This is a genomic window from Acinetobacter sp. ANC 4218, from assembly GCF_002135245.1.
Taxonomy (GTDB): Bacteria; Pseudomonadota; Gammaproteobacteria; order Pseudomonadales; family Moraxellaceae; genus Acinetobacter.
Genome location: NZ_NEGD01000005.1, coordinates 36,131 through 52,436, shown reverse-complemented (window position 1 = coordinate 52,436; position 16,306 = coordinate 36,131). Strand labels below are relative to the sequence as shown.

At 41.0% G+C, this 16,306-nt stretch carries 17 protein-coding genes and 1 pseudogene; 13 read left to right on the top strand and 5 right to left on the bottom strand.

Annotated features, from left to right (window positions below; translation table 11 throughout):
* The first annotated feature begins 41 nt into the window (after window positions 1-41).
* The 6 genes from B9T38_RS06205 to pgaD all read left to right on the top strand — a co-directional run bounded on the left by B9T38_RS06205 (window position 42) and on the right by pgaD (window position 7,319).
* A complete protein-coding gene (locus B9T38_RS06205; RefSeq protein ID WP_086195964.1) occupies window positions 42-572 on the top strand; it encodes a YaeQ family protein in 531 nt (176 codons plus the stop codon).
* A 430-nt stretch (window positions 573-1,002) separates the two neighbouring features.
* Window positions 1,003-1,341 carry an FKBP-type peptidyl-prolyl cis-trans isomerase gene (locus B9T38_RS06200; protein ID WP_086195963.1) on the top strand — a complete coding sequence of 113 codons (339 nt, stop codon included), beginning with the start codon at window positions 1,003-1,005 and terminating at the stop codon, window positions 1,339-1,341.
* A 127-nt stretch (window positions 1,342-1,468) separates the two neighbouring features.
* A complete protein-coding gene (locus B9T38_RS06195; RefSeq protein ID WP_086195962.1) occupies window positions 1,469-3,343 on the top strand; it encodes a sensor domain-containing diguanylate cyclase in 1,875 nt (624 codons plus the stop codon).
* Window positions 3,344-3,677: 334 nt separating this feature from the next.
* Window positions 3,678-5,612, top strand: a complete 1,935-nt coding sequence (pgaB, locus tag B9T38_RS06190) for a poly-beta-1,6-N-acetyl-D-glucosamine N-deacetylase PgaB (protein WP_502687113.1) — start codon at window positions 3,678-3,680, stop codon at window positions 5,610-5,612.
* Between the two features lie 11 nt (window positions 5,613-5,623).
* Complete coding sequence (gene pgaC / locus B9T38_RS06185; RefSeq protein ID WP_086195960.1) at window positions 5,624-6,916, top strand: poly-beta-1,6-N-acetyl-D-glucosamine synthase; 1,293 nt, start codon at window positions 5,624-5,626, stop codon at window positions 6,914-6,916.
* Entirely contained in the window at window positions 6,906-7,319 is a 414-nt protein-coding gene (pgaD, locus tag B9T38_RS06180) for a poly-beta-1,6-N-acetyl-D-glucosamine biosynthesis protein PgaD (protein WP_086195959.1), read from the top strand. Before pgaC ends, pgaD begins: the two co-directional genes overlap by 11 nt.
* A 79-nt stretch (window positions 7,320-7,398) precedes the next feature.
* Here pgaD and B9T38_RS06175 read toward each other — a convergent pair whose 3' ends face one another.
* Both B9T38_RS06175 and B9T38_RS16730 read right to left on the bottom strand, forming a co-directional pair.
* Entirely contained in the window at window positions 7,399-8,349 is a 951-nt protein-coding gene (locus B9T38_RS06175; RefSeq protein WP_086195958.1) for a DMT family transporter, read from the bottom strand.
* Window positions 8,350-8,424: 75 nt separating this feature from the next.
* Window positions 8,425-8,568, bottom strand: a complete 144-nt coding sequence (locus tag B9T38_RS16730) for a hypothetical protein (protein ID WP_171263186.1) — start codon at window positions 8,566-8,568, stop codon at window positions 8,425-8,427.
* 117 nt (window positions 8,569-8,685) lie between these two features.
* Between B9T38_RS16730 and B9T38_RS06170 the strand changes: the two genes are divergently transcribed.
* Window positions 8,686-9,168 (top strand): hypothetical protein, encoded by a 483-nt coding sequence (locus B9T38_RS06170; RefSeq protein WP_086195957.1) that lies wholly within the window; start codon window positions 8,686-8,688, stop codon window positions 9,166-9,168.
* Between the two features lie 189 nt (window positions 9,169-9,357).
* Here B9T38_RS06170 and B9T38_RS06165 read toward each other — a convergent pair whose 3' ends face one another.
* The gene (locus B9T38_RS06165) at window positions 9,358-10,143 is read right to left on the bottom strand and encodes a crotonase/enoyl-CoA hydratase family protein (RefSeq protein WP_086195956.1); all 786 of its coding nucleotides are present in this window, start codon (window positions 10,141-10,143) and stop codon (window positions 9,358-9,360) included.
* Between the two features lie 222 nt (window positions 10,144-10,365).
* Between B9T38_RS06165 and pnuC the strand changes: the two genes are divergently transcribed.
* The 3 genes from pnuC to B9T38_RS06150 all read left to right on the top strand — a co-directional run bounded on the left by pnuC (window position 10,366) and on the right by B9T38_RS06150 (window position 11,877).
* Complete coding sequence (gene pnuC, locus B9T38_RS06160; protein ID WP_086196098.1) at window positions 10,366-10,950, top strand: nicotinamide riboside transporter PnuC; 585 nt, start codon at window positions 10,366-10,368, stop codon at window positions 10,948-10,950.
* A gap of 17 nt (window positions 10,951-10,967) precedes the next feature.
* Window positions 10,968-11,243: a hypothetical protein gene (locus B9T38_RS06155; RefSeq protein ID WP_086195955.1), complete on the top strand. Its 276-nt coding sequence runs from the start codon at window positions 10,968-10,970 to the stop codon at window positions 11,241-11,243.
* A gap of 136 nt (window positions 11,244-11,379) precedes the next feature.
* Entirely contained in the window at window positions 11,380-11,877 is a 498-nt protein-coding gene (locus tag B9T38_RS06150; RefSeq protein ID WP_086195954.1) for a DUF2505 family protein, read from the top strand.
* Between the two features lie 492 nt (window positions 11,878-12,369).
* Here B9T38_RS06150 and B9T38_RS16955 read toward each other — a convergent pair whose 3' ends face one another.
* The gene (locus tag B9T38_RS16955) at window positions 12,370-12,573 is read right to left on the bottom strand and encodes an amino acid transport protein (protein WP_086195953.1); all 204 of its coding nucleotides are present in this window, start codon (window positions 12,571-12,573) and stop codon (window positions 12,370-12,372) included.
* Between the two features lie 219 nt (window positions 12,574-12,792).
* Here B9T38_RS16955 and def point away from each other — a divergent pair, with 219 nt between their 5' ends.
* From def to B9T38_RS06130, 3 genes and pseudogenes are all read left to right on the top strand, one after another.
* Window positions 12,793-13,272, top strand: a complete 480-nt coding sequence (gene def, locus B9T38_RS06140) for a peptide deformylase (protein WP_086195952.1) — start codon at window positions 12,793-12,795, stop codon at window positions 13,270-13,272.
* Between the two features lie 359 nt (window positions 13,273-13,631).
* A complete protein-coding gene (locus tag B9T38_RS06135; protein WP_171263185.1) occupies window positions 13,632-14,564 on the top strand; it encodes a GGDEF domain-containing protein in 933 nt (310 codons plus the stop codon).
* 285 nt (window positions 14,565-14,849) lie between these two features.
* A pseudogene (locus tag B9T38_RS06130) lies at window positions 14,850-15,107 on the top strand (endonuclease domain-containing protein); the annotation flags it as partial.
* Between the two features lie 36 nt (window positions 15,108-15,143).
* Here B9T38_RS06130 and B9T38_RS06125 read toward each other — a convergent pair.
* Window positions 15,144-16,148 (bottom strand): DUF2971 domain-containing protein, encoded by a 1,005-nt coding sequence (locus tag B9T38_RS06125; RefSeq protein WP_086195949.1) that lies wholly within the window; start codon window positions 16,146-16,148, stop codon window positions 15,144-15,146.
* Window positions 16,149-16,306 lie beyond the last annotated feature (158 nt).

Below are 16,306 nucleotides of genomic sequence, written 5' to 3'. Positions count from 1 at the left end.
GCAAATCTTATATGCTAGGCGCCAAATTTGAGGACTCTTTTATGGCGCTAAAAGCAACAATTTATAAGGCAGATTTGAATATTGCCAATATGGATGCCCATCAATACGGTGATTATCAGCTCACCATGGCTTTACATCCTTCAGAAACCATTGAACGCTTGATGGTACGTATTTTGGCTTATGCGCGTTTTGCTGATGATGCTCTGGAATTTACTAAAGATCTGTTTGAAACTAATGAGCCGGCGTTATGGCAAAAAGACCTGACCGGCCAACTGATTAAATGGATTGAAGTGGGCAGTCCGGATGAAGACAAGGTGAAAAAGGCCAGTGCGCGTTGTAAGCAGGTGGCTGTGGTCACTTATGGTTCAGCTGTGGATGAATGGTACAAACGCAACAGCAAATTAAAAACCTTAAGCAATGTAGAAGTGTGGAAACTCTCTACCGCAACCACAGAGGCATTGCCACAATTGTGTGAGCGTACCATGCAATTGCAGTTAAACGTGATGGATGGCGAATGGACCTTGATTGGGGATCACGCTCAAGTCGTGGTGGAATGGGAACGCTTACAATAAATAGATGCAGGTTGCAGGCTTAGGTTTGCATCCTGATCACAAAATTGCCTATACCTGAAAATAATAAAAATGAATAAAGGGAAAACATATGCATTCGGATTTCTATCGTTTGCTGATTGCCCTCGGCATTGGGGCAATTATTGATGCAGAGTGATAATATTGCAGCAAATCGGCCGGCCTTTGAACCATGATTATGGTCAGTTTGAGTTCCTGCCAATATTCTGACTGGGCTGGATTTGTCCGGGCAGGGGTGATTTTTAAAGATGAAAATCATAAAAAATTGATGGCTTATTTATTGAATGATTCGAATATCCTGGAGCTCAGCTTTTAAATACAGCTAAGAACAGATACCTCTTAAATTCTAAAGCATGCAGCCAAATCCGGTTATACTAGGCATTGAAAAATTGCTGCTCAGTTTAGGTAAATGACCATGATAAATGAATTAGAAATTATCGATTTAAAAGTAGGTGAAGGTAAAGAAGCGGTGAAAGGTGCACTAATTACGACCCATTACACCGGCTGGCTGGAAGATGGAACCAAGTTCGATTCGTCCATTGACCGTGGCAACTACTTTGAAACCGTGATTGGTACTGGTCGTGTGATTAAAGGCTGGGATCAGGGCATTATAGGCATGAAAGTTGGTGGTAAACGTAAATTAATGGTGCCGGCACACCTGGCTTATGGTGAACGTAAAATGGGTAAAATTATTCCTGCCAATTCAAACCTTATTTTTGAAATTGAACTATTTGACGTAAAAACACGTGATTAAGTGCGCCTTGATTATCGGTTAAAAAATATTCTGCAAGAGACAAGGATGAATCTTGCAGATAGGTGAAAAATAGTTTGAATTTTATTTTTTTACCGCTACATTAAGAAATAGCTAAGCGTATTTAAGGATGATTCGCTTTTTGTATAAAATTCAGAAATTAATTCATTTTTTAAAACTTTTTCTAGCAATATGTCTATGCATAGGTCTGGGGCAGAAGCAGGTCTGGGCACTTTATGAAGCCGCACCCGAATCCTATTATTTACATCAAAAATTCTTGAATGATGTTCAGTTTACTGAAGATAGCTCTACGCCTCTTAAGGGGACATGGCAGTATTATCCTGAGCAATTCATCACGCAACCCAGTTCAGTTTTAAAATCGACTAGCGTAACTTTGCCAGTCTCTTTTAAAGAAATCACTGGAACTAACCAGACTTATGGCACATTTATTGGCCATTTTAAAATACCTAAGCAATTTGTAGGGCGCCGTATAGCCATTTTTATTCCCAATCAATATGGGGCTTATAAAATGTTCTTGAATGGTGATTTTATACTGCGTTTAGGAGAAGTTGGAAAAGACCCAAGCCATCATCAAACGGAAAATGCACCTAAAATTGCCTTTTTTGTGGTGGAAAAAGAGTATTTCACCATCACCATTCAGGCATCCAATTTTGATCCTCAGCATGGTGGTCTTGAAAATCCGATGCGGATAGGCATAGGTACAACCATTGGTCGCCAGTTCCAGCAGATGATGATGAGTATTGGCCTGGTGTGTGGAGCAGTCTTGGGTATCGGAATGTTTACCTTAATGTTTTCCGTATTCCAGGGGGTGATTAATCGCAGCAGTATCCGGGTTTTTGTGTTTGGTGTTTTTATCCTGTTTCTGGCCTTACATAATTTATTTTCAGCCCCTTATGCCTATACTACCTTTACCAATATCAGCTGGTTATGGGGAGAGCGTTTAGAATATCTGTTTACTTATCTGGCAGTCACTTTTTTTATCAGTTATATGTTTTTACTCAGTCGGCGTTATCTGCATCCGATTGTTTACAGTGTGGCCATGTGCGTACTGATCATGGATATGATGGTGACCTTGTTTACTGTGCCTGAAGTGTTTCAGCGTTTTGCCTTTTATAGTTGGGTCATCAGCCCGATTGTGATTGTAAATTTTGGCTACGGTTTTTATCTGACCCTGAAATCAAAAGAGCAATATTCCAGTGTCAATGTATGGGCGATAATTTTATTATGTGTGACTTTTTTTCATGATTTCTTGTTGACCTTAAATTTACTCGATTCATTTAATCTTTCATTTATTTCAACCAGTTTCTATGCTTTGCTGATTATGTTTCAGCAGTCAAAAAACTATGCACAGCATACCTCGCATATTGAGCAATTGAATAATAGCTTACTTGAGCTGAATAGTTCTCTGGATCATAAAGTACAGGAGCGCACTTCACAGTTACATCAACTGAACCAGAAGCTAGAGCGACAAATTCAAATAGATGCATTAACCGGAGCTTTTAACCGGCGGGCTTTAAATGCTGAAATTCAGCGATTATTTACCCTGACACAAAATCATACCCATTATAGTCTGGCATTTGCCATGTTAGATGTAGATTATTTTAAAAACTATAATGATTACTATGGGCATTTGAAGGGGGATGTAATTTTGCAAGACCTAGTCAAGCTGATCCAGCAGGCCTTGCCTGAGTCTGCTTATGTTGCCCGCTACGGTGGGGAAGAGTTTGCCATTATTCTGCATAATATTCCGAGTCAAGTGGTCTTGAATGTGTTGCAGCAGGTTTTAGATGCAGTCAGAGATGCTCAATTTGAACATTTAAACCGGCCTGATCAAAAACAGTATGTGACTTTAAGTATGGGAGTGGCATGGATGGATCGAAATCATCCCTATAGTGATATTCATGAACTGATGAAAGCTGCCGATATTCAGCTTTATGCAGCCAAGGATGCCGGACGGGATCAATATCAGCCCTCTGGAACTTAGTTTAAATTTTGTGGATATTTAACCTTTTTTTAGCTCTTTTGACTAAAATAAAAAGTAGGTATGCCAGTTAAAGTATGATGATCTTGATCACAGTTCCTCTATTTTTAAACGTTTCATTTTCAAAAAATTATTATTTTTTAAGCTTCATTTCAGCTTGATTGGATAAAAAGACAGATTCAGAGTTCTGAACGTCGTAAATCATGAAAAGGGTAGTTTTCTATTGATCAATGATGCTACGTGTTCAGAGCATAAAATGTTTTTTGAGCACCATTCAATGAAGACTCGCTTGCTGTCCACCTTGCTTTCTGCTTCTCTTTCCGCCGTTTTATGTCAGATGCCTCATTTAGCCTGGAGTAAAACACTACCATCCAGCAATCCCACCCTCACGGTGATTGGATACCATGAAATTACCGATCGTCAATCGGCATTGATTCCTGACTATTCGGTAACGACGCAGCAGTTTCAGCAACATATTAGCTGGCTTAAAAATAACGGTTTTCATTTTATTAATGTTGATCAGCTGATTAAAGCGCACGAAGGGAAATATCGCTTGCCGAGCAAACCGGTTTTATTAACGGTGGATGATGGCTATGCATCATTTTATAAAAGTGCCTATCCGGTGACCAAAGCCAATAAAATTCCCGTGGTGCTGGCGGTCGTGGGTTCATGGCTAGAGCCTAAAGCAGGTCAAAGCGTTGACTTTTCAGGTGAGAAAATTCAGCGTAGTCAAATGTTATCCTGGGCTGAATTGAAAGAGATGCAGGACAGTGGTCTGGTCGAAATTGCCAGTCATAGCTATAACTTGCATCGCGGCATTTTGGGCAATCCGCAGGGCAATATGGAACCGGCGGCAGTGACACGGTTATACGATCCTAAATCTGCCAGTTATGAAACCGAACGTCATTATCAGCAACGGATTACAGGTGACTTAAAGCAGAATAACCAGTTATTGACTGCACATGGTTTGAAATCACCTCGTGTGATGGTTTGGCCCTATGGTCACTATAATATGCAAACCGTAAAAATTGCCAAACAGTTAGGTATGCCGGTAGCCATTAGTCTGGACGATGGTGCAGATTCGGCTAAAGATTCATTGGGGCAGCTCAACCGTATTCTGATTGAAGGCAATATGACCACGGCAGATTTGGCTCAGGAAATTCAAAATCGCCAGCAACATTTAGGCGACAATAACCGTCCGCAAAAAATCATGCATATCGATCTGGATTACATTTACGACAAAGATCCTATTCAGCAGGAACGTAATCTGGATCACTTACTTGACCGGATTGTGGCGATGAAAGTCAATACCGTGTATCTGCAAGCCTTTTCCGATCCGGATGCCAATGGTTCTGCGGATATGGTGTATTTTCCGAACCATTATTTGCCCATGCGTGCCGACCTGTTTAACCGTGCTGCCTGGCAAATTCAAACCCGTACCCAAGTGAGCCGGGTCTATGCCTGGATGCCATTACTGGCCTGGGAATTACCAAAAGATAACCCGGTGTCCAAAGATGTGGTGGTGACCCAGCAAGCCGATGATTCCAACCATCTGAATATGGGCTATCATCGTTTAAGTCCTTTTTCTGCCGATGCGCGTAAAACCATTGCCGGTATTTATCAGGATCTGGCCAAATCAGTGCCATTTAACGGCATTTTATTCCACGATGACACCACTTTATCGGACTATGAAGATGCCAGCCCTGATGCTTTAAAAGCCTATGCTGCGATAGGCTTACCGACCGATCTGGCCAAAATCCGTAATAACGATGCCGAGCTGGAAAAATGGACCGGATTTAAAACCAGATACATTGATGACTTTGCCATGCAACTGGCGCAAGAAGTCCGTCAGTATCATCCATTCTTGCTGACTGCGCGTAATTTATATGCCCAGGTTGCCCTGCGGCCTTATGCGGAAAACTGGTATTCACAGTCTCTGGAACAGTCGCTTAACCGTTATGACTTCACTGCGATCATGGCAATGCCCTATATGGAGCAGGCCGCAGATAGCGATGCTTTTTACCGGGACATTGTTAATCGCGTGAAGCAATATCCGAATGGCATGAAGAAAACCGTCTTTGAATTGCAGTCAGTGAACTGGCGAACCAATCAACGCGTTCCTTCCGATGAAATAGCCAGAACCATTGAGTCTTTATATACCCAAGGTGTGATGCATGAAGCGTATTATCCGGATGATCCGATTCAGGACTATCCAGATACAGGCGTGTTACGCAAAGCCTTTGATATGAAATCCAGCAAACTTATTCCTTAAAGGAATTCCATATGTCAACGCTGCAGCATTTTTGGCATTCTGCATTGCACTTTGTTTTTTATTATCCATTATTTATGTCGTATTTATGGATGATCGGTGCACTGATTTTCTACTGGAAAGAACGACAGGATCCGCCGTATCAGCAGCCTGAGGCATTACCTGATTATCCTAAGGTGGCTGTACTGGTGCCTTGTTTTAACGAAGGTGATAATGCCGAAGAAACACTGGGTCATGCACTGGCGCTGGATTATCCAAATTTTGAGGTCATTGCGATCAATGATGGCAGTTCGGATAACACTGCAGCCGTGCTCAACCGTCTGGCAGACCGGTATGAAAAATTGCGTGTAGTGCATTTGGCACATAATCAGGGCAAAGCCATGGCACTGCAGGCGGGAAGCTTGCTCACCGATGCTGAATATCTGCTGGGCATTGATGGTGATGCCTTGCTTGATCCGCATGCGGCGACCTGGATGTTGCGGCATTTTCTGCAGGATGAAACCGTGGCTGCGGTCACCGGTAATCCACGAATTCGTACCCGTTCGACTTTGATTGGACGTATTCAGGTGGGAGAATTTTCCTCCATTGTCGGCATGATTAAACGGGCACAACGCAGCTTTGGACGGCTGTTTACCGTTTCTGGTGTGATTACTGCCTTTCGTAAAAGTGCGGTACATGAAGTCGGCTACTGGTCACCCGACATGCTGACCGAAGATATCGACATTACCTGGAAGCTGCAACGTGCAGGCTGGAATATTCACTTCGAACCGAATGCCCTGGTCTGGATTTTAATGCCGGAAACCTTTAAGGGTTTGTGGAAACAGCGGCTACGCTGGGCCATGGGCGGGGCACAGGTGCTGATTAAAAATATAGATGTGCTGTTTCAACCGAAACTGAATTTTTTATGGCCGCTGCTGTGTGAGCTGGTTCTGACTTTGGTATGGTCTTATTTGATGCTGTTTATGGCCGTTCTCTGGTTAATCCATTTTGTGCTTCCATTGGGCATATCGGGCATTAGTTCACCATTTTTACCCTATGGCACCGGCATGCTTTTGGGCGTGACCTGCCTATTGCAGTTTGCGATCAGCAAATGGATGGACAGCCGTTATGAACCTTCGCTAGGCAAAAATTACTTCTGGATGATCTGGTATCCCTTTGTGTTTTGGCTGATCACCCTGACGGCCAGTATCGTGGCATTTCCTAAAGTATTGTTACGCGGCAATGGCCAGCGCGCACGCTGGGTCAGTCCAGACCGCGGGATGCGTAATTCCAAACTCAATAATGAAGAAGTCATCCATGAAAAATAATCCTTTAATTATTGATTTACGTCATTGCTTGCCGTGGCATAAACGTTATGCATCACATACCTCTACCGCCATGATGTGGGCGGTATGGCTGTTGTTATGGCGACCGTTGTTGATTGTGCTGGGGATTGTGAGCCTGCAAAAACAGCATGTATTGCATCAGCTTTTTTCTGCCTTTGGTTTGGGCATTGAACATGGCGTGAGTGCATTATTGGCCTGTGCTGTGGGCTTGCTGCTATGGTCGAATTTTGTTCCTGCAAAAACAGTAAAGACAAGCTCTGCCAAAAATATTGCCGATTATGGACAGCATTTTGGTTTGGCTGTTGAAGAAATTGAACAGGGACGCCAGCAAAAGGTCAGTGTGGTTCATCATGATGAACACGGCAAAATCATTCACATTGAATAACCGATTTTTATCTGTATCCAGAACCAAGAAAATCCCGGATTGATATCAAGCCCGGGATTTTTCTATTTTATTTTATCGGCTATTTGCCCGGTACGCGCAACGCATAGCAGGCTAAACCCATACACAATAACAGCAGCCCCAGGATGAAATGTGAGCTGAGCAGTTCATGATTAAGCCATGTGCCCCACAGCGTGGCCAGTACGGGGCAAATGATGTTCATCAGCATCAGTGTAGTGGGCTTGACTTTGTTCAGCAGCTGATAATAAAAAATCATTGCCAGTACAGATGAAAATACTGCGCTATAGACAATTGCGATAGCGGTATCTAACGACGGCAGCTCATCTGGCATGTCGGAGGAGAAAAAGGGCAGCAAGCTACAATAACCCAGCCATGACATGATAGTAGCACCGGTCATCTGACTGACCGGATGGATATTTGCAGCAACCGCACGCACAGCAAATGCAGAAAGTACATACAAAAGCATGGCCACGATTTCCAAACCAATGCCAAATCTATCTAATAACAGGTTTTGCTCGTTTAAGCCCAGTGCGAAATATAAGCCCAACATACCCAATAGCAAGCCCAGCCATTGATAGGCACTAAACTTTTCACTGCGAAAAATATAAATGGCCACTAAACCAGAGACAAAGGGAGCACTACCATAAATGATTGAAATCACCGTGGAAGGTACCCTGGATGCGCCCATATAGCAGAAGGCCATGGAGGCAAACAGGCCTAGAGCACCCGCGGCATAGCTGAGCAAAGCTTGCGGGTGCACTGGTATTTTGACCTTGAAGTAGGCCTGACAGGCTAGTGCAATCGGTATGGCCAAGCTAAACCGGATAAATAAACCCCACGCCCAATGAATTTCATGCACTGTCCAGACGGCTGAAAGCGGAGTGAGTGACCAAATCAGCACAACAGTAATAAATTGACCGGCTGTAGCAAAGCGTGAGTTTTGGCTAAAAGGGGCTACAACCGGTTTGGACAGTGGTGTGGGGAATCCATTTTTATTGATTGGATTATTCATCAGCTTTTTCCTTGTTTTCAGGCAATAAAAAAGGCCGCTATTGAGGCGACCTTGGGGTATTTTTTACTTAGTGATTTATTCTAAATCATCATCAGGGTACAGTTTCCAAGGCACCTCATGTAAAAACTCCACACGTCGTGAACTGGCCTGGTTGACCTGAATATCCCAAGCGAGGCAAGTGACAAGCGTATGTTGAGCAGATGAAGAAATAGGGAACATGAGTAAAATTCCTTGGCATTCTTTTTTATAACATAAAATTTTAAAAATCGTATAATTTTTATTCAAATTGTTTATATAATATAAAAATAATAATTATTTATTCATGAGAGTGACGCTATGGTGAAAATACTCTTGGGGCTATGTGTTTGCATTGGACTGATTGTCCTTTGGAAAATATTTTTAAAAATTCAGATCAATCAACATTTACAGCAATTTAGAATTAAGCAGCTCGCCGATTTAATCAAACCCGATGCGACCTCGGCACAGCCCTTATCCACAGCACAAGCGCGGGTAGATGAGGTGGAAGAATATGAACAACAGCTGTTTGATGATGTCTGCCAGATATTTTTTGAACGCCATCTGACCGAACGCAACTTAAGTCAGGCTATCGTGGTTCAAGAAGGTGTGTTAAGAAAATTGCCTGCCAAAGCCCAAACCCGGATTCGTCAGCTGGACTTGGGCGAATGGTCGATTTACTGGACTTTCTATGACCAGTCTTTAGAATATTATGTCGGACGTTATGGGGTATTTTATACTCATATTGACCGTTTCGGTTGTGAGCATAAATGTGAATTCAAGGAACAGCATAGCCGTGTCTGACTGAAACTACTCTTTTTGACTTGAATACACAAGAATAAAAATCCCTAAAATTATATGCTTTTTATACTGCTGTTGATATCGCTGAACAGTCAGCTGGACTGAGATTAAAAGGACTGCTTTATAAGTGCTGCTTGTGATTTGGCATGGCAAACTCGTGTTATGACTGGAGTCAGATACTTGGCTATTTAATTATCGGCCTTTAAATTCAGGGGCGCGGCGTTGCAGCATGGCCATGACACCTTCTTGTACATCCTGAGTTTTCAGCAATGGAGCCAGATGTTGCGGTAAATGGGCAAATGCAGTTGCAGCCCCATGTTCAGCTGCTTCTTTGGCAGAAGCTAAGGTTGCTTGAACGGCCAGTGGAGCAGCCTGGGCAATATGTTCCGCCAGTTCAATGGCACGTTGTAATGGCGGTTCAGGGATAATTTCACTAATCAGGTTTAAATCCAGCGCCGTTGCTGCATCAAAGTGATCGCCGGTCAGTAAATAGCGCATGGCTTTGGACCAGCCCGCAGCCTGTACAAAACGGACGGTTGCACCGCCAAAAGGTAAAATGCCACGCTGTACTTCCATTTGTGCGAACTGGCAATTGTCCTGCGCAATGACGATATCGGCATTCAGCATCAACTCTATGCCTGCGGTATAACAAATCCCTTGTACGGCAACAACCACCGGTTTCTTGCGTATTCTTGAGCTGGTACCCCAAGGATTAATTTGCGCATGATCAAAATCAAATACGCCTGTTTCCAGTTTAGGTTGTAATTCGACCAAATCCAGTCCGGCAGTGAAATGATCACCATGGGCAAAAATAACTGCGCAACGCAATTCCGGGTCATCTTCATATTCAGTTAAGGCCAGTGACAGATCATGAATCATATGGCTATCAAAGGCATTTCTTTTGGCAGTACGGTCGAGGCCAATCAGGAACAGAGACCCGCGAATTTCCCGACTGACTTTTCCTTGTTGTAGTGACATGGTTATTTTTCCAGATGAACTGTTTTTTTAGGTTTTAAACGCTTGTTAGAAAACTGTCAAATGAGTGCAGGCAAATTTTTAAATACTTTTGAAATGACGCAATGTGCAGGTGAAAGCACAGTATTGATAGGTGAGGGATGGGACAAAATAGACATAATTTATCTTGCGTTCAGGGCTTTTTTTTTCATAATAGCAAAACCTGTTCGTTGTTTGATTATTGTCATGTCACCTCTAGAAATTGTTGCGGTTATTATTAGTCTGATTGGGGTGACACTCACCGTTAAACGCAATATGTGGTGCTGGTGGTTTAACTTTGCAGCTTTTGTACTATATGCCTATCTTTTTTATCAATTCAAGCTCTATGGCGAAACCGTATTGCAGCTCTTTTTCATCGTGGTGAACTTTTATGGATTCTATCATTGGCTGAAAGGCAAGCAGCAAGATCATGAAATTCGGATTGAGCTGATCGCCACAAAAACAGTGATTTTCCAAATGTTACTGGCCGCGATTGGCGGTTTAATTTTCGGTTTAACGCTAAAGCATTTTACCGACGCTGCTGTGCCTATGCTGGATTCACAACTGGCTGCATTTAGTCTGCTGGCCACCTATTGGACCAGCCGTAAACATATTGCCACCTGGGTGTTGTGGGTTTTTGTCGATATTATTTATGTCGGCATGTTTATTTATAAAGACCTATTTTTAACTGCTGCTTTATATGCGGCTTTTGTGGGCTTGGCTACTTTTGGCTGGTGGCAGTGGGAGCAGGTGAAAAAGAAACAGGCTTTGACTCAGTTCAAAGGTGTTTAAACCCTGAGGAGTGATGCATGCTGATTGACTTTACTCAATACCAGTTGCACAGGTTTGATGAACTGGCAGCCCGAATTCAAGCCGAGCCGGAAAAATATCTCAACTTTGATTCTGTTTCTGACTTTTATAAAGCGGCCTGGTTGCAGGATTTTCCTCAAGGTACAACCTGGACTGCCACAGGTCTGGATGATGGTGCCGAACAGTTTGATGCGATCATTGAATATCGTGGGCATTTTCTCAGTATTTGCTGTGCCGAGAAAATAGTCATTCATTGTGGCATACGTGCTGAATAGTTTGGTATAGAGGGTCAATGACAACAGCTTTAAGATTTAATTAAATAAAGAGCTATAAAAATAGGCTAGATCAGTGATGATCGAATGGTTTAGAAAAATTTAAAACAACCACTAGAAAAACAAAGGATTAGAAAATATGGCACATCGTTTTACTGTGAATTCTACAATTCAGGGTGTTTCAATTGATCAGTTCAAGCGACTTGTAGCAAATACAGCCTTACATGAAGCAGTATGCCGACGTATTCCTGGGGAAAAACTGGAAATTATTGAATCGAAAACAAGCGGTGATATTTACACTTTATGCCGTGCCTATAACCTAGATGTCAACATTCCAGACATAGCGAAAAAATTCCTTAAAGATGCATTTCGAGTCAAACGTACCGATGTTACCGATTTAGCCGCATTAACTTCAAATATTACCTTGGGTGCAAATATGCCTTTAGAAGCGAATTGCGAACGTCTGGTGACAGGAGATGAGCAGAAAATTCACATTAGTCTGAATTGGCATGTCAAAGTAAAAGTCCCTTTGATTTCAGCTATGCTGGAAAAACATGCCGAAACAGAAATTCGCAAATTTAGCCAGCTGGAAATCCAGATTGTTGAAGATGAGTTAAAGAAAAGTTTAGTCGCTTAATCCATAAAAAGCTCTTCAACTGAAGTAATGCCAGTCAGTTAAGAAATTGATTGGCATTTTCTTTTTTAAATTCATGACTGTATTTGATATGTGGGAAAGTCATCCGCAACTGTTTGAGGCAGGACTACAAAAAAAAATGATTGTTTCTGCGACGAATTTTCTGGTTGATGGTGGTTGACGAGTTTTGCGGATGACAAATGCCTTTGGTTACTTTGGGCGAAACCAAAGTAACAAATGAGCTGCAAGAGTTTGATTTAAAACGGTAAGACTCCGCCATGAATTACGAAAAAATTAAAGAGTTTATTTCTAAACTCCTTAACTGATCAGCATTATTTCAACTGAAGGTTTTTTTATAGTTAATCTTTAGCTAAATAACGCTATAACATCACTTTTTCCGTTCTCATGTAGTCTGCCAATCGACTGGTAATAGTCCCGGTCAAAACCTCAGGTATTTTCATTTTATCAATAAAATCAACCTGATCTGTCACTCAATTAAAGCCGGATAAAATAGGGGGCAATAGATAGAACAACACCGATTGTGGTCAATAGACCAGTACTTTCTATAAAATAAGGGAAAATCATCAGAACCAAGCCACAGATCCAGGGCACGACCGCTTTTTGCTTTTTCCCATACAAAAAATAGCCTAAGCCTATAGAACTAAAAAGCACACCGAGCAGGAGTTGGGCAGTTGTCATATTTTTTATTGATAAAGAAATTTGGCAAATAATAAGCAGGAAAAATTAAAAGTGGCTTAAAAGTTTGAGCATTTCGAACAGCATAAATCATTCATAAATGTGCAATAGAAAGTTTAAAATTGAATATCACCCAGCACATTTTGGGGTTAATATTTCTATAGAATTTTGAATAGAAAAAGATAGTGATTCTGGCGTTCTCGCTGGGTAAGGAAAAAATAGATGAGCACCATTTTAGCTGTTGCACAACGTGGTGAAAGCATTTTGACGTTAACAGCGGCAGAAGTGGCAAGGACTGAGTTGAATAGTCCTTGGCTAAAAGAACTTGCAGAAGCCATGCATGCCACCATGTTGGCACGCAACGGGGTAGGGATTGCAGCCCCTCAGGTCTATGTGTCAAAACGGGTCATTATTGTGGCCTCACGTCCGAACTCGCGTTATCCCGATGCACCTGAAATGGATGCGCTAGTGATGGTAAATCCTGAAATTCTAGAAAAATCTGAGTTGACGGTTTTGGGTGAAGAGGGCTGTTTAAGTGTACCGGATGAACGTGGGCAAGTCGCTCGTGCTGAAAGCATTAAGCTACGTTATTGCACTTTAGAGGGTACATTGGTAGAAACGACCTTGAGTGGTTTTCCTGCCCGAATTGTGCAACATGAAGTGGATCATTTGGATGGAGTGCTGTTTATCGACAGGATATAAGCATATATTGTTTGTTTTTTGTACTTTTGGTATAATTTTGAGCTAATAAAAAATCTATAAATTATAAAGATACAATAACGAACATGAAATTTTTTAGAAAAATATTCAGGCTGACTTTTCATTTCTGGGGCAGAGTCAAGTTTCATTTATTTGAATCCGATAATTTAATTATTAACTGGTCCAATTTTGACAAGGGCATATTGCTCTGCTTTTTTGGAGCATTTTGCCAAGTCAGCGCGATTAAATGGTATCTGTTTAGTTGCTATTCAGAAGAAAATCGGGTCTGGATTAATCATGACTTTTTTTTCGTCCGTATTAGTACGGTAGTTGCCACCTTAATTGTTTTTATCGGCATGATTGTGCTTAGCTACAGATATAAACACAATGCAAAATTCCGTCAATTTATTGCCTATTTTTCACCGGTGTTTTTTGGTGCGGTGATGATTTATGCAGGCTATACCGTGGGTATGTTTAGTCCTGCAACCATTGCCGGTTTTGTCAATATTGTGCTGATTGGCCTGGTCTATTATTCACGTAAAATGATCTATGGCATCGCCCTTTTTGCTTCTATTTTTACTATTGTTATCAGCTATTTAACTTTTAATGGGGTCATTCGCTATGCACCTGTGTTCAGTGATACCCTGACACATAGCGAGTTTTATCATAATCCATTCTGGATCAAAAGTATGGCTGAGGTCTATCTCCCTATCTTGCTCACTTCAATTTTATTTTTTGAAATTTTGCTCTCGCAGTGGCGCCGTCGTGAAATGAAGATTAAAAAAATGAGTCAGACCGATGCGCTGACCAATGTATTTAATCGTCGTTATATTGGGGAACAGCTCAGTACCTTGGAAAGCAGGAAAAAAGCGACCTATGCCGTGGTGTTGCTGGATTTGGACTATTTTAAAAAAATTAATGATGATTATGGTCATGAAACCGGAGATGCTGTTTTGCAGCGTGTAGCCACCATTTTATGTACCACAACGCGAATACAGGATGTGGTGGGGCGTTTTGGTGGTGAAGAATTTATCCTGATTTTAAAGGATCAGAATTTGCAGCAGGCGATCGAGATTGCAGAACGCTGTCGAAAAATTATTGAACAGGAAGAATTTGAGCTGGAAACAGGGAAAATTTTAAAAACCAGTGCCAGTTTTGGGGTAGCCCTTTCTCAGGCCAATGCCAAAAAAGAACACATCATTCGTATGGCAGACCGGGCTTTATATTTAGCTAAACAAAAGGGACGTAATCAGGTGCGGAATTATTTAGAGTTAAACTTAAAGCCTGCTGTTTAATGTTCTGTTTCTCGGTTGTTTGCGTACTTCGTTTTTTTAAGGGCGATGAGGCATCATTTGAATGTGGTAGAGATAAAGCTGAAATCTTGTTAAAAGAATACCAGCACTCGGTTTGGTCTGAAAAAAGAACTGAATATATTCGATTCTTTTATGGGGAAGGATGATTTTCAAGGCACCGCTCCCTAACCCTCTCCTAAAAGGAGAGGGAATCTTATTGTGAAAGCCAAGTAATTATTCAATCGGATGACGCTCCCTCTCCCTGTGGGAGAGGGTTGGGGTGAGGGCAATTTTTACTGTCCTTCTGCCAATTTGGTGATTGAGTGTGATGGTAGTCAGCACTTTACTGATGACGGATTGGAAGCAGATCAAATTCGGGATGAAGCTTTGGCTGAGTTGGGATTAAAGGTGCTTAGGTTTGATAATGGGCAGATCGTGAAGCAGTTGGATAATGTGGTGGAGCAGGTTTATCGAGCTTGTGTGAAAGAATCCCCCCTTTTTAAAGGAGGACTTTGCACGAATTTGATTTCGGTAATAGATTCTTGATATTCCTCTCTTTTTTTAAAGGAGATTAGATAGTAACTACAAGTCATCAATTTTGTCGTATTCTTCGTCAATTTGCTGTTTCGAGTAATGTACTGTATGTGTTAACCAGTCATTTTTTTTGGTCTTATATTGAGCAAAAAATATAGGATGATTTAGCGTGCTTTTTGAATGACTTAGATCAACATAACTAACTTCAATACAATCAGCTTCTCGACGAATTATTTCGGCTAATTTATCTAAATATGGGCTAAACTCTTTGTATTCTGATTTTAGCGTGGAAGGATCAACAGCCCGTTCAGCTATAGGTGCTATCGAGTATTTATATCTTTTTTTAGTAGGAAATTTATCTTCAATTTGGATAGCATCAAGTTGAAAGGAATTAGGTTTTAACTTCATTTTAAAGTATCGAATATTTCTACCTTTCATGGTGTCCATTATTTTTGTTATTTCAGAATCAGACATTCTGAGTCCGAAATATATGGATTTAACAGCTCTATAATCGTAACTATTTAGTCCATAATTTTCTGTAATAATTCTGAGTTCATTTTCATATTCCCATTTTTTGGCTTTATAACCTAACATCATTCTTATTAGTGAATTGTCATCTTCTTTCGATAATATATCGGATAGGCTTATATTGGGAAGATTGTCAGTATAAGTGCCATCAAAATACCTGTGTTTCGGATTTTGTCCTTTAAGTAACTTATTTAACTCATATTCAATACAAAAACCTTTATGGCTATCAGCATAATGAGCCCAAAGTAGTTCATCATTATAATTTTTACTTAACGAAAAGATTCCCAATTTTTGATCTTTCATATCAATGATATTTTGAAAACATTGATTTAGCATAACTGTATGCTTTGCTTGTTGTGGAAAAATTAATTTTAAAGTTTCTATCTGTTTTTCATAGTTATTGATAGATACAAGTCCTTCACAAGGGTCATTTAATTGTTGCGTATTAGATGCCCAAAATTGATCTTTTTGTAAAGATTCTAAATCTCTTTTGAAAGCCCCACCACGATATTTGTAAACTAACATATTGCTTCTATTTTGGTTGTTTTAGTTAAATATATCGCATAGTTATTCAATTTTGAATCCCTCCCAACCTCCCTTTAAGAAAGGGAGGAGCTATCACGTAATTAAATAGATACGTGAAAGTCCCCCTCTTTGACCTTGCGCCATAAATGGTTCAGGAT

Coding starts and splice junctions, on each gene's coding strand:
- def (WP_086195952.1), top strand. CDS start 12,793: ATGAGCACCATTTTAGCTGTTGCACAACGTGGTGAAAGCATTTTGACG.
- B9T38_RS16955 (WP_086195953.1), bottom strand. CDS start 12,573: ATGACAACTGCCCAACTCCTGCTCGGTGTGCTTTTTAGTTCTATAGGC.
- B9T38_RS06150 (WP_086195954.1), top strand. CDS start 11,380: ATGGCACATCGTTTTACTGTGAATTCTACAATTCAGGGTGTTTCAATT.
- B9T38_RS06170 (WP_086195957.1), top strand. CDS start 8,686: ATGGTGAAAATACTCTTGGGGCTATGTGTTTGCATTGGACTGATTGTC.
- B9T38_RS06155 (WP_086195955.1), top strand. CDS start 10,968: ATGCTGATTGACTTTACTCAATACCAGTTGCACAGGTTTGATGAACTG.
- pgaB (WP_502687113.1), top strand. CDS start 3,678: ATGCCTCATTTAGCCTGGAGTAAAACACTACCATCCAGCAATCCCACC.
- B9T38_RS06200 (WP_086195963.1), top strand. CDS start 1,003: ATGATAAATGAATTAGAAATTATCGATTTAAAAGTAGGTGAAGGTAAA.
- pgaC (WP_086195960.1), top strand. CDS start 5,624: ATGTCAACGCTGCAGCATTTTTGGCATTCTGCATTGCACTTTGTTTTT.
- B9T38_RS06195 (WP_086195962.1), top strand. CDS start 1,469: ATGATTCGCTTTTTGTATAAAATTCAGAAATTAATTCATTTTTTAAAA.
- pnuC (WP_086196098.1), top strand. CDS start 10,366: ATGTCACCTCTAGAAATTGTTGCGGTTATTATTAGTCTGATTGGGGTG.
- B9T38_RS16730 (WP_171263186.1), bottom strand. CDS start 8,568: ATGTTCCCTATTTCTTCATCTGCTCAACATACGCTTGTCACTTGCCTC.
- B9T38_RS06175 (WP_086195958.1), bottom strand. CDS start 8,349: ATGAATAATCCAATCAATAAAAATGGATTCCCCACACCACTGTCCAAA.
- B9T38_RS06205 (WP_086195964.1), top strand. CDS start 42: ATGGCGCTAAAAGCAACAATTTATAAGGCAGATTTGAATATTGCCAAT.
- pgaD (WP_086195959.1), top strand. CDS start 6,906: ATGAAAAATAATCCTTTAATTATTGATTTACGTCATTGCTTGCCGTGG.
- B9T38_RS06125 (WP_086195949.1), bottom strand. CDS start 16,148: ATGTTAGTTTACAAATATCGTGGTGGGGCTTTCAAAAGAGATTTAGAA.
- B9T38_RS06165 (WP_086195956.1), bottom strand. CDS start 10,143: ATGTCACTACAACAAGGAAAAGTCAGTCGGGAAATTCGCGGGTCTCTG.